At 72.9% G+C, this 20,973-nt stretch carries 20 protein-coding genes; 4 read left to right on the top strand and 16 right to left on the bottom strand.

What is annotated here, in order from left to right; translation table 11 throughout:
- Positions 1-42: 42 nt before the first annotated feature.
- The 4 genes from mmsB to AL2_RS17200 all read right to left on the bottom strand — a co-directional run bounded on the left by mmsB (position 43) and on the right by AL2_RS17200 (position 4,378).
- Positions 43-1,284 (bottom strand): multiple monosaccharide ABC transporter permease, encoded by a 1,242-nt coding sequence (gene mmsB / locus AL2_RS17185; protein ID WP_067634848.1) that lies wholly within the window; start codon positions 1,282-1,284, stop codon positions 43-45.
- Positions 1,281-2,819, bottom strand: coding sequence for a multiple monosaccharide ABC transporter ATP-binding protein (gene mmsA, locus AL2_RS17190; RefSeq protein WP_067634849.1), 1,539 nt, complete (start codon positions 2,817-2,819; stop codon positions 1,281-1,283). The genes mmsB and mmsA overlap by 4 nt, the downstream gene beginning before the upstream one ends.
- Before the next feature lie 71 nt (positions 2,820-2,890).
- Positions 2,891-4,021 (bottom strand): multiple monosaccharide ABC transporter substrate-binding protein, encoded by a 1,131-nt coding sequence (chvE, locus tag AL2_RS17195; RefSeq protein WP_067634850.1) that lies wholly within the window; start codon positions 4,019-4,021, stop codon positions 2,891-2,893.
- A gap of 177 nt (positions 4,022-4,198) precedes the next feature.
- On the bottom strand, positions 4,199-4,378 hold the full coding sequence (locus AL2_RS17200) for a hypothetical protein (RefSeq protein WP_067634851.1): 180 nt from the start codon (positions 4,376-4,378) through the stop codon (positions 4,199-4,201).
- A 139-nt stretch (positions 4,379-4,517) separates the two neighbouring features.
- Here AL2_RS17200 and AL2_RS17205 point away from each other — a divergent pair, with 139 nt between their 5' ends.
- Positions 4,518-4,925: a hypothetical protein gene (locus AL2_RS17205; protein WP_067634852.1), complete on the top strand. Its 408-nt coding sequence runs from the start codon at positions 4,518-4,520 to the stop codon at positions 4,923-4,925.
- Positions 4,926-4,938: 13 nt separating this feature from the next.
- Here the strand turns inward: AL2_RS17205 and AL2_RS38065 are convergent, their stop codons facing one another.
- From AL2_RS38065 to AL2_RS17235, 7 genes are all read right to left on the bottom strand, one after another.
- Positions 4,939-5,109: a hypothetical protein gene (locus tag AL2_RS38065; protein WP_168444756.1), complete on the bottom strand. Its 171-nt coding sequence runs from the start codon at positions 5,107-5,109 to the stop codon at positions 4,939-4,941.
- 27 nt (positions 5,110-5,136) lie between these two features.
- The gene (locus AL2_RS17210) at positions 5,137-5,490 is read right to left on the bottom strand and encodes a PRC-barrel domain-containing protein (protein ID WP_067634853.1); all 354 of its coding nucleotides are present in this window, start codon (positions 5,488-5,490) and stop codon (positions 5,137-5,139) included.
- Between the two features lie 93 nt (positions 5,491-5,583).
- Positions 5,584-5,775: a hypothetical protein gene (locus AL2_RS17215; protein WP_067634854.1), complete on the bottom strand. Its 192-nt coding sequence runs from the start codon at positions 5,773-5,775 to the stop codon at positions 5,584-5,586.
- Between the two features lie 96 nt (positions 5,776-5,871).
- Positions 5,872-7,074: a TIGR04053 family radical SAM/SPASM domain-containing protein gene (locus tag AL2_RS17220; RefSeq protein ID WP_210748509.1), complete on the bottom strand. Its 1,203-nt coding sequence runs from the start codon at positions 7,072-7,074 to the stop codon at positions 5,872-5,874.
- Positions 7,071-8,483, bottom strand: a complete 1,413-nt coding sequence (locus tag AL2_RS17225) for a nitronate monooxygenase (protein WP_083946605.1) — start codon at positions 8,481-8,483, stop codon at positions 7,071-7,073. The genes AL2_RS17220 and AL2_RS17225 overlap by 4 nt, the downstream gene beginning before the upstream one ends.
- Positions 8,476-8,973, bottom strand: coding sequence for a hemerythrin domain-containing protein (locus tag AL2_RS17230; protein WP_067634856.1), 498 nt, complete (start codon positions 8,971-8,973; stop codon positions 8,476-8,478). Before AL2_RS17230 ends, AL2_RS17225 begins: the two co-directional genes overlap by 8 nt.
- Positions 8,974-8,996: 23 nt before the next feature.
- Positions 8,997-9,974, bottom strand: a complete 978-nt coding sequence (locus AL2_RS17235) for an Acg family FMN-binding oxidoreductase (RefSeq protein ID WP_067634857.1) — start codon at positions 9,972-9,974, stop codon at positions 8,997-8,999.
- Between the two features lie 148 nt (positions 9,975-10,122).
- Between AL2_RS17235 and AL2_RS17240 the strand changes: the two genes are divergently transcribed.
- On the top strand, positions 10,123-12,654 hold the full coding sequence (locus tag AL2_RS17240) for a multicopper oxidase domain-containing protein (protein ID WP_067634981.1): 2,532 nt from the start codon (positions 10,123-10,125) through the stop codon (positions 12,652-12,654).
- Positions 12,655-12,744: 90 nt separating this feature from the next.
- Complete coding sequence (locus AL2_RS17245) at positions 12,745-13,128, top strand: putative zinc-binding protein (RefSeq protein WP_067634858.1); 384 nt, start codon at positions 12,745-12,747, stop codon at positions 13,126-13,128.
- On the opposite strand, the gene AL2_RS17250 is transcribed toward AL2_RS17245, so the two are convergent.
- From AL2_RS17250 to AL2_RS17265, 4 genes are all read right to left on the bottom strand, one after another.
- Positions 13,109-14,491: a tyrosine phenol-lyase gene (locus tag AL2_RS17250; protein WP_067634859.1), complete on the bottom strand. Its 1,383-nt coding sequence runs from the start codon at positions 14,489-14,491 to the stop codon at positions 13,109-13,111. The two genes, AL2_RS17245 and AL2_RS17250, sit on opposite strands and share 20 nt — an antisense overlap.
- Before the next feature lie 146 nt (positions 14,492-14,637).
- Positions 14,638-17,262, bottom strand: a complete 2,625-nt coding sequence (locus tag AL2_RS17255) for a cation-translocating P-type ATPase (protein WP_067634860.1) — start codon at positions 17,260-17,262, stop codon at positions 14,638-14,640.
- Between the two features lie 15 nt (positions 17,263-17,277).
- Positions 17,278-17,949 carry a response regulator transcription factor gene (locus tag AL2_RS17260; protein ID WP_067634861.1) on the bottom strand — a complete coding sequence of 224 codons (672 nt, stop codon included), beginning with the start codon at positions 17,947-17,949 and terminating at the stop codon, positions 17,278-17,280.
- Positions 17,950-18,068: 119 nt separating this feature from the next.
- Positions 18,069-19,556 carry a bifunctional aminoglycoside phosphotransferase/ATP-binding protein gene (locus tag AL2_RS17265; protein WP_067634862.1) on the bottom strand — a complete coding sequence of 496 codons (1,488 nt, stop codon included), beginning with the start codon at positions 19,554-19,556 and terminating at the stop codon, positions 18,069-18,071.
- Between the two features lie 194 nt (positions 19,557-19,750).
- Between AL2_RS17265 and AL2_RS17270 the strand changes: the two genes are divergently transcribed.
- The gene (locus tag AL2_RS17270; RefSeq protein ID WP_210748508.1) at positions 19,751-20,227 is read left to right on the top strand and encodes a cyclic nucleotide-binding domain-containing protein; all 477 of its coding nucleotides are present in this window, start codon (positions 19,751-19,753) and stop codon (positions 20,225-20,227) included.
- A gap of 4 nt (positions 20,228-20,231) precedes the next feature.
- Here the strand turns inward: AL2_RS17270 and AL2_RS39200 are convergent, their stop codons facing one another.
- Complete coding sequence (locus AL2_RS39200) at positions 20,232-20,834, bottom strand: zinc-binding dehydrogenase (protein WP_245666705.1); 603 nt, start codon at positions 20,832-20,834, stop codon at positions 20,232-20,234.
- Positions 20,835-20,973: the final 139 nt, after the last annotated feature.

Here is a 20,973-nt window from a genome sequence, read left to right on the forward strand (position 1 = left end):
CACCTCGGAACATACCGGGTCCGCCGCCCCCGGGCCGCCCGGTCAGCGGGACGTCCCGGCGCGGCGCTTCGCCCAGATGTCGAAGGCGACCGCCGCGAGCAGGACCAGGCCCTTGATCAGCATGACCCGCTCGCTCGGCGCGCCGAGCAGCGACATGCCGTTGTTGATCACGCCCATGATGAGGCCGCCGGTGATCGCGCCGACGACCTTGCCGACGCCGCCCTGCACGGCCGCGCCGCCGATGAACGCCGCCGCGATCGCGTCCAGCTCGAACATGTTCCCGGCCGTCGGGCCGGCCTGGTTGAGCCGCCCGGCGAACACGATGCCGGCGATGGCCGACAGCACGCCCATGTTGACGAACAGCCAGAACGACACCGACTTCACCTTGATGCCGGACAGCCGCGCGGCCAGCGGGTTGCCGCCGAGCGCGTAGACGTGCCGGCCGAACACGGCCCGGTTCATCACCAGCGTGGAGCCGAGGACGAGCGCGCCCAGCAGGACGAGCACCCACGGCATGTTCTTGAACCGGGCGAGCTGCACGGCCATGAACATGACGACCACGACGCCGAGGGCGTACCTCAGCACGAACACGGTGAGCGGTTCGACCTTCTGCCCGTAGCGGATGCGTCCCTGCCGGTTCCGCCAGCCGAAGCCGACGTAGCCGCCGACGAGGGCCAGCGCGACCAGCAGCGTGAACAGGTCGGCGCCGCCGAGCGGCCCGAGCCCGATGTTGCCGAGGTAGCCGGACAGGAAGCCGTTCGCGATCGTCCGCACCTCGTCCGGGAACGGGCCGATGCCCTGGTTGCCGAGGACGGTCAGCGTCAGCGCCCGGAACACCAGCATCCCGGCCAGCGTCACGATGAACGCCGGGATCTCGAAGTAGGCGATCCAGTACCCCTGCCAGGCGCCGATCGCGGCGCCGGCGAGGATCGTCAGCAGCACCGCGAGCGGCCACGGGACGCTGTGCTCGACCATCAGCACGGCCGCGATGGCGCCCGTCACCGCGACCACCGACCCCACCGACAGGTCGATGTGCCCGCCGATGATGATCAGGATCATCCCGATGGACAGGATCAGGATGTAGGAGTTCTGGACGATGATGTTGGAGATGTTCTGCGGGGACAGCAACTGGCCGCCGGTGAGCACCGCGAACAGCGCCACGATCAGCCCGAACGCGATGTAGATCCCGCTCTGCCGCAGGTTGACCGGCAGGGTCCGGCCCGGCTTCGGCCGCTCCGCCGGCGGCGGTGTCACGGCCTGGTCGGCCGACGCGACGCTGCTCATGCTCTGGTCTCCTCGGTCTGTGTCATGTACTGCATGAGGCGCTCCGGCGTCGCGTCCGCGCGGCTCACCTCGCCGGTGATGCGGCCCTCCGCCATCGCGTACAGGCGGTCGCAGATCCCGATCAGCTCCGGCAGCTCGGACGAGATCACCAGCACCGCGCGGCCCTGGTCGGCCATCCGGTTGATGATCGAGTAGATCTCGTACTTGGCGCCGACGTCGATGCCGCGCGTCGGCTCGTCCAGGATCAGCACGTCCGCGTCCGTGAAGATCCACTTCGACAGGACGACCTTCTGCTGGTTGCCGCCGCTCAGCTGCCCCGCGGGGGTCAGCACGCTCGGCGTCTTGATGTTCATCTCCTTGCGGAACCGCTCGGCGACCTCGTACTCGCGGTTGTCGTCCACCCAGCCCGCCGTGGCGAGGCCGCGCAGCCCGGCCGCGGAGACGTTGCGCTTGACGTCCTCGATGAGGTTCAGCCCGTAGGTCTTGCGGTCCTCGGTCGCGTACGCGAGCCCGTGCCGGATCGCGTCGGTGACCGTCCGGACCGTGATCTCCTTGCCGTCCTTGTAGATCCGGCCGGTGATCCCGGTGCCGTAGCTGCGGCCGAACACGCTCATCGCCAGCTCCGTCCGGCCCGCGCCCATCAGGCCCGCGAGCCCGACGATCTCGCCGCGGCGCAGCCTGAGCGCGGCGCGGTCCACGACGATCCGGCCGTGCTGGGTGGGGGAGCGGACGGTCCAGTCCTCGATCCGCAGCACCTCGTCGCCGATCTCGGGGACGCGGTCGGGGAACCGGTGGTCGAGGTCGCGGCCGACCATGCCGGAGATGATGCGGTCCTCCGACACGTCGGCGGCCATGTCGAGCGTCTCGATCGTCCGGCCGTCGCGCAGGATCGTGGTCGAGTCGGCGATCGCGCGGATCTCGTTCAGCTTGTGCGAGATGATCACGCAGGTGATGCCCTCGTCGCGGAGCCCGCGCAGCAGGTCGAGCAGGTGCGCGGAGTCGGCGTCGTTGAGCGCGGCGGTCGGCTCGTCCAGGATGAGCAGCCGCACCCGCTTCGACAGCGCCTTCGCGATCTCCACGAGCTGCTGCTTGCCGACGCCGAGGTCCATCGCGGGCGTCACCGGGTTCTCCCGCAGCCCGACCCGCTCCAGCAGCGCCGCAGCGTCGGCGTTCGTCCGGTTCCAGTCGATGAGCCCGAACCGTCCCCGGCGTTCGTTGCCGAGGTAGATGTTCTCCGCGATCGACAGGTAGGGGCTGAGCGCCAGCTCCTGGTGGATGATGACGATCCCGCGCTGCTCGCTGTCGCGGATGCCGGAGAACCGGCACGGCTCGCCCTCGAACTCGATGTCGCCGCTGTAGTCGCCGTGCGGGTAGACGCCGGACAGCACTTTCATCAGCGTCGACTTGCCGGCCCCGTTCTCGCCGCAGATCGCGTGGATCTCGCCCCGCCGCACCTCCAGGTTCACGTCCTGGAGGGCCTTGACCGCAGGGAAGGTCTTGGTGATGCCGCGCATCCGCAGTATCGCGTCGGTCATGGTGCTCCTTGCGGGGACGGACGGGGCGGCCCGCCGGGGGGAGGTGCCCGGGGGCCGCCCCGCCCGAGGCTTCACTTCAGCTGGGCCTCGGTGTAGTAGCCGGTGTCGACGAGTTCCTTCTTGTAGTTGTCCTTGTTCACGATCACCGGGTTGAGCAGGTAGGACGGGACGACCTTCTCGCCGTTGTCGTAGTCCTTGGTGTTGTTGACCTCGGGCTTCTGGCCCTTCAGGACGGCGTCCGCCATCTTCACCGTGACGGCGGCGAGCTGCCGGGTGTCCTTGTAGATGGTCGAGTACTGCTCGCCCGCGATGATCGACTTGACCGACGCGACCTCGGCGTCCTGCCCGGTGACGACCGGGTACGGCTGGCCGGGCGTCCCGTAGCCGTTGGACTTCAGCGCCGACAGGATCCCGATCGACAGGCCGTCGTAGGGGGACAGGACGCCCTGGATCTTCGTCCCGCCGCCGTAGGAGCGGGTGAGGAGGTCTTCCATGCGCTTCTGCGCGCGCTCCGGCTCCCAGCGCAGCGTCGCGATCGTCTTGAAGTCGGTCTGGCCGCTCTTGACGACGAGGGTCTTCTTGTCCAGGTACGGCTTCAGGGTGTCCATCGCGCCGTTGTAGAAGAACGTCGAGTTGTTGTCGTCGGGGGAGCCGGCGAACACCTCGATGTTGAACGGGCCCTTCGCCGTGCCCTCCGAGCCGTCCGCCTTCTTCAGGCCGAGCCCGGTGAGCAGGGACGTCGCCTGCTGCACGCCGACCTTGTAGTTGTCGAAGGTGGCGTAGTAGTCGACGTTCGGGGAGTTGCGGATCAGCCGGTCGTAGGAGATGACCGGGACGCCCTTGTCGGCGGCCTTCTGCAGCTGGGTCGTCAGCGCGGTGCCGTCGATGGACGCGATCACCAGGAGCCGGGCGCCCTTGGTGATCTGGTTGTCGATCTGGTTGGCCTGGGTCGGGATGTCGTTCTCGGCGTACTGGAGGTCGACCTTGTAGCCGAGCTGCTCCAGCTGCTTCTTGAGGTTGTCGCCGTCGTGGATCCAGCGCTCGGACGAGCGGGTGGGCATCGTGACGCCGACGAGCGCGCCCGCCGCCGGCTTCTTCTCGGCCTTCTCCTTGTCGGCGGTCTTCTCCGTCGAGCCGCACGCGGTCATGCCGAACGCGAGGCCGCAGCCCAGCGCCAGGCTGACGAACTTCCTACGCTTCACGTCTCACCTCGGGGGTGGTGCCGGTGTCCCCGGATACACTGTTACCGGTCACACTGCCATGTCAAGAGGCATTTGTGCGACGCACCACAACCGTGACCTCACGGGCGGGCCGGGCCCGGCCAGCTTCCCGGCCTCCTCCGCGGTGATGACCTTGCGCAGCCGCAGGCGGCTCTCCCCTCACTCGGTGAAGTCGTCCCGCGACAGCCCCTTCTCCGCCATCTTGTCTTCGAGCTCGGCGCCGAGCTCGGTGCGCGTGTCCGGGCGGTCCCGGGCCTCCCGGTCCGGGGCGCCGCCCGGCTTCATGACGACCTGATCGGTGTCGTCGGTCTTCGGCGCGTTCTCCTCAGGCGTGGTCATCTATGCCCCCGATCTGTCGACTGGCTCGCCGGCGCGTCCGGCCGTCGCGCTACGGGCTACCCGGCGGCGTCCGCGTTAAGCCCCGCCCGGCGCCCGAACCCGGCGAGGTCAGCGTGCGTACGAGCTGCAGGGGTGGTCCATGGTGAGCGACCCGAGCGGCAGCGGTGACCGGTGGGCGCGGCTGCTGGCGGCGCTGGAGGACGACTGCGCGGCGTGCGGCGGAACCGGCCGGACGCCGAACCCGCGGTGGCTGGCGTGGCACCGGCGGGCGGCCGAGCTGGTCGCGGTCGCCCAGGCGGCGCGCCGCGCCCACGAGCTGCGCGCGGTCGCGCCGGGGCCCGCTTCCGGCGGTGCGCGGAGCGCGCCCGGCGAACCCGGCATCGTGGCCGCGGTGGACCGCGCCATCGACGACCACATGGCGGCGCGGCCGGCCGAGCCCGAGGAGGACACCTGCGCGGCCTGCGGGGGCATGGGGAGGGAGCTGACCGCCGCCGGCCGGCAGCTCGCCGAGCTGCTGGCCCGCTACGGCTTCGTGCGCGACGCCTGACGGGCGGCCCGCCCTACCGGGCGGGGCGGGAGTGGCCGCGGCGGCCCATCCGTATGCCGCTCAGCACAAGATCGATGAGGAACAGCACCACACCGATGATCAGCAGGTAGAACAGGCCCTTCACGACGACGCCGACGATGCCGAGTGCCACCGCGATGAGCAGGATGAACAGGAACAGGGCCATGACGATCCTCCTGGACGACGGCCGTGGTCAGCGGCGCGCGAGCCGGCGCTCGTCCGGTGCGGCCTCGTAGGCCAGGTCGTAGTGCGCGAAGACGGCGCCCTCGTCGCCGGCGAGAAGCTCTCCGTCCGTGTCGATCGAGGGCGCGCTCTTGATCTGCTTCTTCGGGTACGCGACCCGGAGGTGCTCCGGCGCGACCGTCGCCCCGCCGAGCGGTGCGAAGACCAGCCGCTGCCGCATCGGCATGCCGGTCTTCACGGTGGCGAAGATGGGCTGATCGGTCAGGGTGTCGACGTAGACGGCCTCCAGCTCACCGATCTTGCCGCCGTCCTCGTCGATCACCGTCCGCCCGCGCCACTCCCGGATGTCCTCGATCTCGAACATGTCCCTCGTCCAGCCGTTGGGTCGGAAAGCCTTCTCAGGCGTCATCTACCCAGCTCGTGGCGGATATGTCCGGGGCGGGTTCCGGGATTCGGGTCAGCGGGCGGACGCGGGCACCGCGACGAGGCCGGGCGCGTCGTCGGAGATGTTCAGCGACGCGCGCTCCACCGCGGCCACCAGCGCACGGGTCGTCTCGGTGAGCTCCGCGACCTGCCGTTCCAGGACCGCGATGCGGTGCTCCAGCGCCGGTACGGACGGGGCGGCGCCGGTGATGATCTGTCTGGCCATCGCGAAGCTCCTTAGGCTCGTGTCTCCCTTCCAGGGTTCGCTTCGCGCCCGCCGCGGGCGTAGGGACCTTCGTCCCGGCGTCGGCGGCGTCCGTCCTCAGAGGTTCGCGACGGCACCGAAAGCGGCGAGTTCGTCCTGGTACGGGAAGGAGCCGGGCTCGTAGGAACACCAGGGTTCGGCCGCGTACGGGTCGCCGGACGTGGCCAGGGCCCGCGAGCGCGAGCCGCCGCAGATCGTCCGGAACTCGCAGGCGCCGCATTTCCCGCTGAGGTTGGCGGGGTCGCGCAGGCCGGTGAACAGCGGCGACGTCCGGTAGATGTCGGGCAGCTGCCCGTCGCGGATGTTGCCGGCGGGCGTCGGCAGGAAGCCGCTGGGGTGGACGCTGCCCCGGTGCGAGATGAACACGAACCCGCGTGCCGAGCTGACGTCCATGGGCGCGCGCCGGGCACGCCGCACCGGCAGGTCCAGCTCGGCCAGCCGCTGCCGCAGGTCCTCGTAGAGCGGGCCCAGGCCGAGCTCGGCGACGTGGTCGGCGCCGTGCCGCCGCAGGATCTCCCGCTGGACGACGATCCGCCGGAAGTGGTGCGCCTCCGTCGTCCGGGCGGGGACGTGCGCCCCCGCGTCGTACACGAAGTTCAGGACGTCCTCGACCTGGTGCGCGTCGAGACCCGGCAGCAGCTTGCCGCGGCCGGTCGGGACGAGCAGGAACGCGCTCCAGGTGAGCGCGCCCATCTCGTGGACGATCCGCACGATCTCCGGCAGGTCGGTCAGGTTGTGGCCGGTGACCGTGGTGTTGATCTGCACCTTCAGCCCGAGTTCCCGGGCGGCGCGCCAGGCGTCGAGCGTCCAGTCGTAGACGCCGGGTGTGGCGCGGAAGTCGTCGTGGATCCGCGCGTCCGACCCGTCCAGGCTCAGCGAGACGGCCCGCGCGCCCGCGTCCCGCAGACCGGTGAGGCCGGTCTCGGTGAGCGTCGGCGTGCCGGACGGCGACACCGCGACCGGCAGGCCGATCCGGGTGCCGTGCCGGACGAGGGCGAGCAGGTCGGGGCGCTGGAACGGGTCGCCGCCGGTGATGACGAACACGGGGGGCGGGCTGCCGAACGCCGCGACCTGCTCCATCAGGCCGAACGCCTCGGCGGTGCTCAGCTCGCCGGGGTCCCGGTCGGGCCTGGCCTCGGCACGGCAGTGCCGGCAGGCGAGCGGGCACGCCTGCGTCGCCTCCCAGATGACGATGAACGGCCGGTCGGCGGTGTCGTGGCGGGGTACGCGGATCTGCTTCATGGCTGCGGCGGGTCTCATGCGCGCATCAGGTAGTCGATGGCGTCGGCGGCGGAGTAGTCGCCTCCGGTCGCGCGGACGAGGTCGGGCAGGAAGCCGAGGTCCTGGCCGAGGGTCAGCAGCGGCGGCTCGACGTAGCCGTCCGGCCGGTGCTGGCCGTGGCCGATGTTCGCGACGAGCGCGTTGCACAGGCAGCGGCGATCCTCCGTCTCCTCGGCGGAACCCCCCTTGCGGACGTAGGCGTCCACGGGCTCGGCGGGGCAGCGGTAGCCGACCGTTCCGTTCTCCTTCAGGTAGGGGGTCCGCAGGTAGCTCAGGTCGCACAGCCGGGGGCGCCGGGCGTAGACGTCCGGCTCGGAGAGCGTGTCCGGCAGCGCGGCGACCTTGAACGGGAACCCGGTCGGCGAGGCGCGCGGGTCGTTGCGCACCTGGAGCGTGCCGTCCAGCGCCCGCTCGATGAGCTCCTTGCGGAGGCCGGGTTCGAGGCCCGATTCGCGGCACAGCGCGAAGACGCTGCCGGCCTGGATGCCGGCGGCGCCGTCCGCGCGCGCCGCGGCGAGCGTGCCGGGCCGGGCGTAGCCGCCCGCCACCCAGAACGGCAGGCCGAGCGCGGCGACCTTCGCCGGGTCGATCCGGTCGCGCTGCCCGTAGACCGGCTCGCCGTCGTCGTCCAGGCGGAGCCGGCCGCGCGGCGGGGCGCTGTGCCCGCCCGCGACCGCCGTCTCCAGCACGAACCCGTCCGGGCGGGTCACCGGCGACCGGTTCAGGTACATGGCGAGGACGGACGACGACACGATCGCCAGGAACCGCGGCCGCCGCGTCGTGACGCCGGACAGCGACGCCGGGTCGAACGAGAACGGGCGGCCCTCGTCGGCGCCCGCGACCGTCACGGTCACGCGGCCGGGGGACCCGGCGGCCAGCGCGTCCAGCAGCGCGGGGATCTCGGTGGGGATCCCCGCGCCCATCAGGACGTAGTCGACGCCGGCCAGCATCGCCCCGTAGGCGGCGGGCGGGGTGGCGAGCTGGATCTTCTCCATGTAGTTGATCCCGACGAGGCCGCCGTGCCCTTCCTTGGCCAGCCACACCTCGGCGAAGTTCCCGGCGACGGTCAGCTCGTCGCGGGTCCTGTTCGCCCGCAGCCCGAGCTTCGGCACCGGCCGGAACCGCTGTCCCGGCTCGACCCCGCCGGGGATGTAGTAGCGCTCCAGGATCCGCTCGGCCACCCCCGGCAGCGGCAGGTGCGCGAGCGCGCGGCGCAGGTGGCCGCCCTCGTCCCCGGCCTGGAGGCCGCGGGCGAGCAGGGCGTCCAGCGCGACCCCGGAGACGACGCCGAGCTGCCCCGTCCACGCGACGGCGCTCGCCAGCCGCCACCCGGAGACGCCCGCCCCCATGCCGCCCTGGACGATGCGGGGCTGATCCGGCTCAGACATCCCGCCCCCGCGCCGTCGCCGCCCACGCCAGCAGGTTCAGGCCGGCGGCCCGCGCGTCCCGCCGCGTCGCCAGGATGGACTCGACCGTTTCCTCGGGGAGCGTCTCCACCATGATGGACAGCCCGTCGCAGTCGCTGACGTGCGGGAGGATCTGCCGGGTCAGCTCGATCCCGTGCTCGGCCAGCCGGGGCGTCAGCCGGTCGTGCTCGGCGAGCGCGTAGAGCCGCCGGACGTTGCGGATCGCGCCGTCGTGGTCGGCGAGCAGCTTGGCCACGTACTCGTCGCCGAAGATGGCGACGAGCTCGGGATACATCGACTCCTCCTCGTACCGGAAGTGCGGCCCGGTGGCGGTGTCGACGGCCGCGACGAGCTCGCGGATCCGCTCGGTGTCGCGGACCCGGAACGCCTCCACCAGGTCGAGGAGGAGATCGCGGACACCGCGGTGCTCCGTGCGGAACACGTCGGTGAACTCTTGGACGAGTGCGGGCATCGTTCGCCTTTCTTCGCAGTGGGTCAGACGCGTTCGAGGACTTCGGGGAACGGGCGGCGGGGCGTGCCCGGTACGAGCGGCCCGTACCCGAACCGGATGATCGACTGGATGTGGCCGTGCGGCTGCGGCTCGGCCGGCCCGGACCCGTGCGCGTCCAGCAGCTGCGACAGCAGTGAGCTCGACACGCCGCGCCGCGCGGCGGTCAGCAGGACCCGCTGCAGCGCCTGCCCGGCCCGCAGCCAGTCCTGCGGCCCGTCGCCCCGGGTGAGCAGGACGCCGAGCTGCGGGCGGGAGGCGAAGTCGTCGATCTCCCGACCGCCGGCCTGCCCGGCCGGGCCGGCCGGGCCGAAGTCGCGCAGCGGCAGGCCCCGGCCGGTCGGCCGCGGCCCGAACGCGTACCAGGGGACGCCGTCGCCGCGGGTGCGGTCCGGTGTCCAGCGGGCCAGCTCGGCGAGGTAGGCGGGGTCGGCGACGAGCCTGGCGTCCGCCGCGGCGATCAGGCTGAGCAGGTACGCCGTGGTCTGCGGGCCGGGCAGGCTGAGCACCGCCCCCTCCTCCCGGGCCGCGGCCGTCAGCTCGTCCCGGACGGCCTGCGGCACCCGCCGCTTGCCGAACGGCCTGCGGTTGGTGCGCCGGTGCGGGATCGTCGCGTACAGCTCCGACTGGGTCGGCGACGGCATCGGCGCGTCCGCGGCCCGGACGGCCGCGAGCAGCGCCGGCCGCCGCGCGGCGTCCGGGAACGGCTCGATCAGCGGCCGGTGCCCGGTCACCCGGATCGCCAGCCGCAGGTTGAACAGCGCGGCGCCGCAGCTGATGTGCAGGGCCCGGCCGCGCGGGTCGATGACGGGCAGGCCGCGGTCGGTGTCGGCGTGCAGTTCCAGGACCGCCGCGTCCTCGTCCAGCCGGAAGAACCAGGGCTGGGTGTTGTGCACCGACGGTGCCGCGATGGCCGCGGTCATCAGGCGCCGGACTCCGACGTGCGTCGCGAACGGATGGGGCATGGCGCACCTCCACGTGCTGCCGCTGTGCCTCCACAGGCTCCCGGCCGCCGGTGCGGCCGCCACAGGGCCGAAGGTCCCGCGCGGCGAGGACCAACGATGGGACTTTGGGCCCTCCTGGCGGCGTGCGCGCGGCCGGAACCCTGGGCTGGTGACCGCTCACCGTCCGCGGGCGTCCTGGCACGCCGCCGCGAATGCCGTCGTGCTCGGCTGGCTCGTGCTGACCGGGCTGGCCGTGCTCGCCCGCGACCACCTGCCCGCCCCGCAGTGGCTGCTCATCCACGTGTTCCTGCTGGGCGCGGTGACCAACGCCGTCGTGACCTGGACGGACCACTTCGCGACCGCGCGGCTGCGGCCGCCCGCCCCGGCCCGGCGGCGGCCGGTGGGGTGGTGGCCGGCGGGGTGGTGGCCGGTGGTCCGGCTCGCCGCCCTCAACGCCGGGGTCGCCGCCGTGCTGCGCGGCGCCACCAACGGGCATCCGGAGCTGGCGACGGCCGGTGCCGCGGTCGTCGTCGGCGTCGTGTGCGCCCATGTGGCGGTGCTGATCGTGCGGTGGCGGCGGGCGCTGCCGGGCCGGTTCGGGCACGTCGTGCCCTGGTACGCCTGCTCCGGCCTCGCCCTGATCGTCGGCGGCACGCTCGGCGGCTGGATGGCGTCGGGGCGCGCCCCGGCCATGTGGCACCTGCGGCTGGAGGCCGCGCACATCCACGCGAACCTCCTCGGCTGGGTCGGCCTGGCCGTCCTCGGCACCTTGTTCACCCTGTGGCCCGCGGTGCTGCGCACCCGGGTCCGCGAGCACACGCCCGCGATCGCCCGGCTGTCCCTGCGCCTGGCCGCGCCGGGCCTCGCCATCGCCGTGGGCGCCCTCGCCGCGAACGCGCGCTGGATCGCGCTGGCCGGCCTGCTGCTCTACACGGCGGGGGCCGCCCTGGCGCTCGTCCCGTTCGCCCGGACCCTCCGGCGGGGCGCGTCCGGGCGGTGCCCGCGCACGCCCGCCGCCTGGATGCTCGCCGCCGGGACCGGCTGGTTCCTCGTGGCGCTCGCCGCCGACCTGGCCGTCGTCGCCACCCGCCCGCCGGCCGAGGTCGCGCAGGGCATCGAGCCGCTGATGCCGTTCATCCTCGCCGGGTTCGTCGGCCAGACCCTCCTCGGCGCCCTCACCTTCCTGCTCCCGGCGATGCCGGAACGGGGCTGGACGATCCGCCTCGCCATGATCAACGTCGCGGTGCCGCTGCTCGCCCTGCCCGTCCCCGCGTGGCTGACGCGCACCGGCTGGGCCCTGCTGCTCATCGCGCTGGCCGCCTTCGTGCTGCTCGCCGTGACCGCCTACGTCCGGTCGCTGGGCCTGCGGCTGTCCCCGCCCGTCGCCGGCGTCGCCGTCGGCGGCGTGCTGACCGCACTGGCGGTGGTCTTCGCGACGAGCGTCCAGACCGAGGCGCCCGTGCGGACGGTCGCCGCGGCGGGCACCCGCGTGGTGGACGTGACGCTGGTCAACATGCGCATCAGCCCCGGAACGATCGAGGCAGCCCCCGGTAGTCGCGTCGTTTTGCGCGTCACCAACAAGGACGGGATGCAGCATGATCTGCGTTTGGCGTCGGGGCAGGCGACGCCGTTGCTGGATCCGGGGGAGTCGGCGACGCTGACGGTGCCGTCGGTGAAGGGGACGATCGATGGCTGGTGCACCGTTCCCGGTCACCGCGCGGCGGGGATGACCATGCAGATCAAGACGGCCTCGGGCGCGCACGCGATGCACGCCCCCTCCACAGCCCCGTCTGCGGGCCCGTCCATGGATCATCAGGCGATGGGGACCGGGCAGCTCGACATGGCGGCGCACCCGTCCCCGGGGTGGAAGCCGTATGACGCGGCCCTCAAGCCGGCGCCCGGTGCGAAGGAGCACCGGCTGGAGTTGCACGCCACCGACCGGGAGTTGGAGGTGGCGCCGGGGGTGCGGCAGACGATGTGGACGTTCGGCGGCAGCGTCCCGGCGCCGGTGCTGCGCGGCAAGATCGGTGATGTCTTCGTCATCACCCTGGTCAACGACACCGCCATGGGCCATGGCATCGACTTCCACGCCAGCACCCTGGCCCCCGATGTGCCGATGCGCACCATCGGGCCGGGGGAGCGGCTGACCTACCGGTTCAAGGCCGAGCATGCGGGGGCGTGGCTGTATCACTGCTCGACCATGCCGATGCTGCAGCACATCGCCAACGGCATGTACGGCGCGGTCGTCATCGATCCGCCCGGCCTGCCCTCGGTCGACCGCGAGTACGTCCTGGTGCAGGGCGAGCTGTACCTGGGGCAGCCCGGCGCCGCGCAGCAGGTGGCCAAGATGCGCGACGGCCGCCCGGACGCGTGGATGTTCAACGGCACCGCCGCCGGCTATGACCATGCGCCTTTGACCGCCCGGTCCGGTGACCGGGTCCGGGTGTGGGTGGTGGACGCCGGCCCGTCGTCCAGTACGGCCTTCCATATTGTCGGTGCCCAGTTCGACACCCTCTACAAGGAGGGCGCCTACCTGCTGCGCAAGGGTGACCCCGGCGGCGCCCAGATCCTGGACCTGGCCCCCGGCCAGGGCGGCTTCGTCGAAACCGTCGTCCCCGGACCCGGCCACTACCCCTTCGTCGACCACGACATGCGCCACGGCGAATCCGGCGCCCACGGCATCCTCAAGGTGACCAAGTGACCTGGTGGTCAGTGGTCCGGTTCCGGCCCGCCGCTCGCCACCGCCCTGCCCCAGTACATACCGCCCTGCCCAGAACATAGGGGAGAACTCATGAACGACCGCCGTGAACGCCCGCTCGTCTACTCGTGCTCGGGCTGCTCCAGCGCCGCCCAGATGACGAACTGGCTGGCGATCCAGCTCGACCGCCGCGGCGTCGCCGAGATGTCCTGCATCGCGGGCGTCGGCGGCGACGTGCGGAGCCTGGTCCGCAAGGCGACCAGCGGACGCCCGATCATCGCGATCGACGGATGCGCGCTGGAGTGCGCCCGCAGCTGCCTCGCCCGGCACGACGTGGCGCCCGACGTCCACCACCGGCTCAGCGACGCGGGCGTCCGCAAGCGCCTGGGCGAGGACTTCGACCCCGCCCAGGCCGCGGAGGTCCTCGACGAGCTCATCGAGCGCGTCGAGGCGGAGATCAAGCCGGTGGACGGCTGAGCGGTTCGAAGCGGGCCGTGAAGAAGCGCAGCGCCGGCGGCTCGTAGGTCATGCGGAGGCCGCCGACGGAGTCCCGGTGCGCGTACAGGCGCTGCACGGAGTCGGCCACGACGTCCAGGTGACGGTCGGTGTAGACGCGGCGCGGCACCGTGAGCCTGACCAGTTCCAGGCGCGGCCTGCGGTTGCGGGACGTCTTCGGGTCGCGGCCCGCCGAGACGATGCCGCGCTCCATCGAGCGCACGCCGCTGTCGGCGTACAGCGCGGCGGCGAGCGCCTGGGCGGGGAACTGCTCCTGGTCGAGGTGCGGGAGGAAGCGGGCCGCGTCGACGAACACGGCGTGCCCGCCGATCGGCTCGACGATCGGGACGCCCGCCACGCGCAGCCGCTCGCCGAGGTAGCGGACCTGGTGGATGCGGTGCGCGATGTAGGCGTCGTCGACCATCTCGTAGATGCCCTGGGCCATGGCCTCCATGTCGCGTCCGGCGAGCCCCCCGTACGTGGGCATGCCCTCGTACAGGACGACCAGCTCCCGGGCCCGCTGCAGCAGCGACTCGTCGTTCAGTGCGAGGAAGCCGCCGATGTTGACGAGGGCGTCCTTCTTGCCGGACATCGTGCATCCGTCGAAGTACGACATCATCTCCAGCAGGATCGAGGCCACCGGACGGTCCGCGTAGCCCTCCTCGCGCTCCTTGATGAAGTAGGCGTTCTCGACGCAGCGGGTCGCATCGCTCCACAGCAGGATCCCGTGCCGGGCGCACAGGTCCCGGACGGCGCGCAGGTTCGCTATGGAGACCGGCTGCCCGCCCGCCATGTTCACCGTGACGGCCACGTTGACGTACGCGATGTTCGCCGCGCCCTCGCGGTCGATGAGGGCGGCCAGCTTGCCCAGGTCGACGTTCCCCTTGAAGGGGTGCTGGGCCGTCGGGTCGTGGGCCTCGTCGATGACCACGTCCGTGAAGATGCCGCCGGCGAGTTCCTGGTGGGCGCGGGTGGTGGTGAAGTACATGTTCCCCGGCACGTACTGCCCGTCCTTGATGGCGATCTGGGCGAGGATGTGCTCGGCGCCGCGGCCCTGGTGCGTCGGCACCGTGTACGTGAATCCGTACACCTCGCGGACCGCCTCCTCCAGCCGGTAGAAGGAGCGGGAGCCCGAGTACGCCTCGTCGCCGCGCATCAGCGCGGCCCACTGCCGGTCGCTCATCGCGCTCGTGCCGCTGTCGGTGAGCAGGTCGATGTAGACGTCGTCGGAGCGCAGCAGGAACGTGTTGTGCCCGGCGCGCTCGATCGCCTCCTCACGTTCGGCTCGCGTCGGCACCGGCAGCGGCTCCACGCTCTTGATCCGGTATGGCTCGGCCAGGGTCATGTCGGCTCCTCCCAGGGTCACGGGAACGGCCGGTCGGCCCGGGTCGCGGGGCGACCGGCCGGCGTGATCAGAGCCTTGCGCAGGAGCGTCCGCCGCGGCCGGGGACCTTGGTCCCGGGCTGCCGGACCATTGGGCCCCCGTCCGGCTCAGCGGGCCCGCTGGACGAGCTTCAGCCCCTCGACCACGAGGTAGGACGCGACGGCGATGACCGCGATCCGCGCCCAGGCGGCCGCGTCGAGCGGCGCCGAGCCGAACACGTCGTTCATGAAGGGCGCGTAGGTGTAGAGCATCTGGAGCGCGCCGAGGGCGATGGCGCTGACCGCGACCCACGGGTTGCGGCGGACGCCGCCCCACAGCAGCGGCCGGTCCAGCGACAGGCAGTTGAACATGTACGTCAGCAGCGTCAGCGCGAACACGTTGACCACGATCGTCTGCGCCACCTCGGGGGACGCGCCGTGCCCCCGCTCCCAGTGCTGCAGGCCGAAGGAGCCGGCGAGCAGGATCCCCGAGACCAGCAGGAGCCGGGTGGTCATCGCGCGGGTGAGCAGCGGCAGCCCCGGGTCGCGTGGCGGGCGGCTCATGATGTGCTCGTCCTTCGGCTCGACCGCGAACGGCAGCCCGAGCACGAGCACCGCGGTCATGTTCAGCCACAGCACCTGCAGCGGCAGGATCGGCAGCGCCGTCCCGGCGACGATCGCGGCGACGAGGACCAGGCCGAGCCCGATGTTGGACGGCAGCGCCCACACGATGAACTTCACCAGGTTGTCGAAGACGCCGCGTCCCTCCTCCACGGCCCGCTCGATGGAGGTGAAGTCGTCGGCGGTGAGCACCATGTCGGCCGACTCCTTGGCGGCGTCGGTGCCGGTGCGGCCCATCGCGACGCCGATGTCGGCCTGCTTGAGCGCGGGCGCGTCGTTGACGCCGTCGCCGGTCATCGCGATGACGTGCCCCGAGCGCTGCAGCGCCTGGACGAGGCGGAGCTTCTGCTCGGGCGAGACGCGCGCGAAGACGGCGGTGGTGCGCAGGCGCTCGGGGGAGAGGTCGCCGGTGAGGTCCGCGCCGGTCATGACGTCGCCCTCCAGCCCGATGCGGGTGCCGATGGCGGCGGCCGTCGCGGCGTGGTCACCGGTGATCATCTTGACCTGGATGCCGGCGTCGTGGCAGGTCCGGACGGCCTGCGCGGCGTCCGGGCGCGGCGGGTCCAGCATGGCCTGCAGGCCGAGGAACGTCAGCCGGGGCAGCTCGTCCAGCGTGTCGGCGTGGCCCTCGGCGCGCCCCTCGGCGAAGGCCAGCACGCGCAGGGCGTCGGCGCCGTAGGCCTCGGCGCGGGCGGTGACGGCCGCCGGATCCAGGGGGACGGGAGCGCCGTCCGGCCCGGCGGCGTCGTCGCACAGCTCCAAGATCCGCTCGACCGGGCCCTTGACGTAGACGGTGCCGTCCTCGTGGAGGGTCGCCATGTAGCGGCGCTCGGAGCTGAACGGCTGCGTGGCGGTGCGCGCCGGGACGTCGCCGAGCCCGGCCTTCGCGGCGCTGGCCACCAGGGCGCCCTCGGTCGGGTCGCCGGTGAGCCCCCAGCCGCCGTCCTTCTCGGCGAGCCGCGCGTCGTTGCAGCCCAGCCCGGTCAGCAGCGTCTCCCGGAGGACGGGGTGCTCCGCGAGATCGACCGCCCGGCCGTCCCGCTCGATCGCGCCGTCCGGGGCGTAGCCGGTGCCGGTGACGGTGTAGTCGCGCCCGCCCGCGGTGATCGCGGTGACCGTCATCTGGTTCTGCGTGAGCGTGCCGGTCTTGTCGGTGCAGATGACGGTCGTACCGCCGAGCGTCTCCACGGCGGGCAGGTGCCGGACGATCGCGCCGCGCCGCACCATCCGGGCGACGCCGAGCGCGAGGGTGATCGTCACCACGGCGGGCAGGCCCTCGGGGATCGCGCCGACCGCGAGCGCCACCGCCGCGGTCAGCATCTCGGTCGCGTCCCGGCCGCGCAGGATCCCGATCACGAAGGTGAGCGCGGCGAGCACCAGGATCGCGACCGTCACGATCTTGCTGAACTGGGCGATCTTGCGGGTGAGCGGCGTCTGCACGGCCGTCGTGGTGTGCACGAGCCGGTCGATGCCGCCGAGCTCGGTGTCCGTGCCGGTCGCCACGACCAGCCCGGTGGCCGCGCCGGCGGTCACGAGCGTCCCGGAGAACGCCATGGCGGTGCGGTCGGCGAGCGCGACCTCGGGCAGCGCCGCCGGGTCCTTGGCGACGGGCACCGACTCGCCGGTCAGCGCCGACTCGTCCACGGCCAGCTCGTCGGTGCGCAGCAGCCGCAGGTCGGCCGGGACCTTGTCGCCGGCCTCCAGCGCGACCAGGTCGCCGCGCACCAGGTCGGCCGCCGGGACGCCGACCCGGACGCCGTCCCGGACGGCCACCGCCGTCGTCCGCGCCATGGCGGCGAGCGCGGTCAGCGCCTTCTCCGCCCGCGACTCCTGGACGAACCCCACGATCGCGTTCACGATCACCACGCCGAGGATCACGAGCGCGTCCACGTGCTCGCCGAGCAGCGCCGTGATCAGCGCCGCCGCCAGCAGGACGTAGATCAGCGGGCTGTTGAACTGGAGCAGGAACCGCAGCAGCGGGCCGCGCCCCGGCGCGGCGGGCAGCGCGTTCGGCCCGTCCCGCTCCAGCCGGGCGGCGGCCTCGGCCGAGGCCAGCCCCAGGGACGCGTCGCCGCCGAGATCGCGGACCACGTCCTCGGCGGGCCTGCGGTAGGGCGCGGGAGCCGTCGTCATCCGCTTACCCGCCCGCTAGGGGCGGGAGTCCTTGCGGCCGGCCTTGAGCTGGGCGGCGAGGGCGGCGGCCTGGGTGCGGCGGCTCATGCCGAGCTTGGCGAAGATGTTGGAGATGTAGTTCTTGACGGTCTTCTCGGCCAGGAAGAGGCGCTCACCGATCTGCCGGTTGGTCAGGCCCTCGCCGATGAGGTCGAAGATGTGGCGTTCCTGCTCGGTCAGGTTCTTGAGGGGGTCCTGCTTCTCCTGCCGGTCGCGCAGCCGCTGCAGCATCCGGGCGGTGGAGCGCGGGTCGAGCAGGGACTGGCCGGTGGCGACGGTGCGGACGGCGCCGACCAGGTCCGAGCCGTGGATCTGCTTGAGGACGTACCCGGCCGCGCCCGCCATGACGGCTTCGAACAGGGCGTCCTCGTCGTCGAAGGAGGTCAGCATCAGGCAGGCCAGGTCGGGCATCTGGGAGCGGATCTCGCGGCACACGCTGACGCCGTCGCCGTCGGGAAGCCGGACGTCCAGCACCGCCACGTCGGGGCGTGCGGCGGGGATGCGGGCGAGCGCGTGCTCGGCGGTGCCCGCCTCCCCGACGATCTCGATGTCGTCCTCGGCCGACAGCAGCGCCGCCACGCCGCGGCGCACGACCTCGTGGTCGTCCAGCAGGAACACGCGGATCGTCTTGGCAGCGTCGCCGCTCATGGTGCATCGTCCTTCGCTTCGTCACTGATCGAGATGGACGTTACCCGCTAGCCGCGCGGCGTCACACTCATCGGACGTCCCGCCGCCGGAAGGACCAAGGTCCCGAACCCGGCATCCGGCTAGCCGGGGGCGAGGAACGGGCGGCGCGGCCACACGCGCCCGGCGTCGTGCGGGCGGACGGTCGCGAGGGCCTGCTCCAGGGACTTCTCCGGTGCGCCGCCGGTGTCGATGCCGGCGGCCTCCGGCCAGGGCGCCGCGTTCGCCCGCATGGCGGCGGCGATGTCCGCGTCGGCGTCCGAGAGGCCCTGCGGGCGGGCGCGCATCCGCTCGGCGGTGACGCTCTCCGGGGCGTCGCAGCGCAGCGAGTACAGGGGCGCGTGCACGCGTTGGGCGACGCCGGCGAGCAGGGTCCGCGCCTCCTGCGACGTCCAGGACGCGTCCAGGACGACCGTTTCGCCGTGCTGGAGCAGCGTCGCCGCGCGGTCCGCCAGCTCCTGGTAGGTGCGCAGGGTCTGCTCGGGGGAGTACAGGCCCGTCCCGTAGGGCGCGGCGGCCGAGTCGAGCGGCGCGAGCCCGGCGATTTCCTTGCGGACGCGGTCGCTGCTGAGCAGCGTGCAGCCGAGCCGGTCGGCCAGCGCGCCGGCGAGCGTCGTCTTGCCGGTGCCGGGCAGCCCGCCCACCAGGATCAGCCCGACCTGCCCCGCGCGCAGGTGCCGCAGCGCGAGGTCGGCGTAGGAGCGCGCCTCGGCGGCGGCGTCCGCACCGCCCTGCTCGTGGCGCAGGCAGGCGACCTTGGCGCGGACGAACGCCCGGTACGCGACGTAGTGGTGGCGCAGCGAGGACGGCGCCGGGTCGGCGGCGAACCCGGCGTACCAGCCGAGGAAGCGCCCGGCCAGGTCCGGGGCGCCGAGGCGTTCGAGGTCCATGGCCAGGAAGGACGCGTCGTCGAGCCCGTCCAGCGAGCGCAGCGCCTCGTCGAACTCCAGGCAGTCGAGGATGCGCGGGCCGTCGTCCAGGCAGAACACGTCCCCGGCCAGCAGGTCGCCGTGCCCGTCGACGACGCGCCCGTCGGCGATGCGCGCGTCGAACAGCGGCTCGCGGCCGGCGAGGAACGCGGTGACGAGCTCCTCGGTCTCGACCGCCGCGGCCTCGTCGAGCACGCCGCCGTGGAAGGGCCGCACCTGGTCGAAGCTGTCGCGCCAGCGGCCCTGCAGGGCGTCGCGCGTCCCGTGGGCGGTGACGCGGGGGCCGCGGGGCGCGCGGGCGTGCCAGGCGGCGAGGATCCGGGCGACGTCGTGCAGCGCGTCCTCGACCGGCGCGCCGTCCTGCACCAGCCGGGACAGCCGCCGTTCGGCCGGCATCCGCCGCATGACGACCAGGTGGTCGCAGAGCTCGCCGTCCGGCCCGTGCACGTCGCCGACCCCGAGGTAGACGTCCGGGGCGAACCGCCGGTTGAGCCGGACCTCCTCCCGGCAGGCGCGCTCGCGCAGCTCCCGGGTGCTGAAGTCCAGGAAGCCCAGATCCACCGGCTTCTTCAGCTTGTAGGCGCGGTCACCGGCGAAGAACACCACGCCGATGTGCGTTTCGCTGACTGCGGCGTCGGCCATCGATCCCTCACGTCCTCGGCTCGGTTACCCCCACCCTCCCCGGGAAGACGGCCGGATATCAGAGCCGGGGGACCCGTCCGTCCCGGCAGAGGTCCCGCCGCCAAGGGCCCTTCGGCCCTGTGTCGGCGATCACTTTGCCGGTGAGATGGAAGATGCGCGAAGAACGTTCCGGCACACGATCGGGGGCGAACCCGGTGAACACCATTACCGCAGCCGACCTGGCGCGCGAGCCGTTCCTGCACGGAATGCGGAGCGCCGACCTGGCGAGGCTGGCGACCACCGCCCGCGTCGCCGGGTTCCCGGCGGGCCGGCGGATCATCGCCCAGTCCGAGCCGGCGGAGCGCTTCTGGCTGATCCGCGAGGGGACGGTGGCCCTCGACCTCCACACCCCCGAGCGCGGCACGGTCGTCGTCGACATGTTCGGGCCCGGCTCGGCCCTCGGCTGGTCCTGGCTGTTCCGCCCGTACCAGTGGCGCTTCGGCGCGACCGCGTGCACGGACGTCCGCGCCGTCGAGTTCGACGGCCGGCTGATCCGCACCCTCTGCGCGGTCGACCCCGCGCTCGGCTACGAGCTGACCCGCCGGTTCACCGAACTCGTCGTCGACCGGCTGCAGGCCGCCCAGATACAGCTCCTCGCGGACGCGCGCCCGGAGCCCGCCCCGCAGCCCTGACGCGTCAGCCGGGCACGATCACGGCGCGTCCGGTGAGCCGCCCGGCCTCCATCTCGCGGTAGGCGTCCATCGCCCGGTCCAGCGGGAACTCGGTGACGTCGGGCCGCAGCAGCCCCCGCGCCGCCAGATCGAGCACCTCCGCCAGTTCCGGGCGCGTCCCCCAGTAGGTCGTCTGCAGCGACACCTCGTACGGGACGGAGAAGAACGACACCGGCAGCGTGCCGCCCCCGATACCCACGATGGTCACGTCGCCGAGCATCCGCGCCGAGGCCGCGGCCATGGCGAGGGTCGCGTCCGCGCCGACGAAGTCGAGCACGACGTCCGCGCCGCGCCCGCCGGTCGCCTCCCGGACGGCGCCCGCGGTCCCGTCGCCGGACGGCAGGGCCAGGTCGGCGCCGTGCTCGACCGCGCGCCGGCGGGCCTCCTCCCGCGTGTCCACGGCGATGACCCGCGCCGCGGTGGTGGCCTTGAGGATCTGCACCGCCACATGCCCGAGCCCGCCCGTCCCGATCACGACGGCGCTCGCGCCCGGCGTCAGCTTCGCCCACGACCGCCGGACGGCGTGGTACGGCGTGAGCCCCGCGTCGGTCAGCGGCGCCGCCGCCACCCGCAAACCGGCCCCCGCACCCCGGGCGCACGTCCCGCCCCGGTGCCGGCGTGCGGTGCGCCCGGCCGTTTGCGGGGCCTTGACCTGGGTACTCGCCGTGCCTGGCCGGTTCTCGGTGTAGGCAGGCGGGAGGAACGGG

The sequence above is a fragment of the Actinomadura latina NBRC 106108 genome (genome assembly GCF_001552195.1).
Classification (GTDB): Bacteria; Actinomycetota; Actinomycetes; order Streptosporangiales; family Streptosporangiaceae; genus Spirillospora; species Spirillospora latina.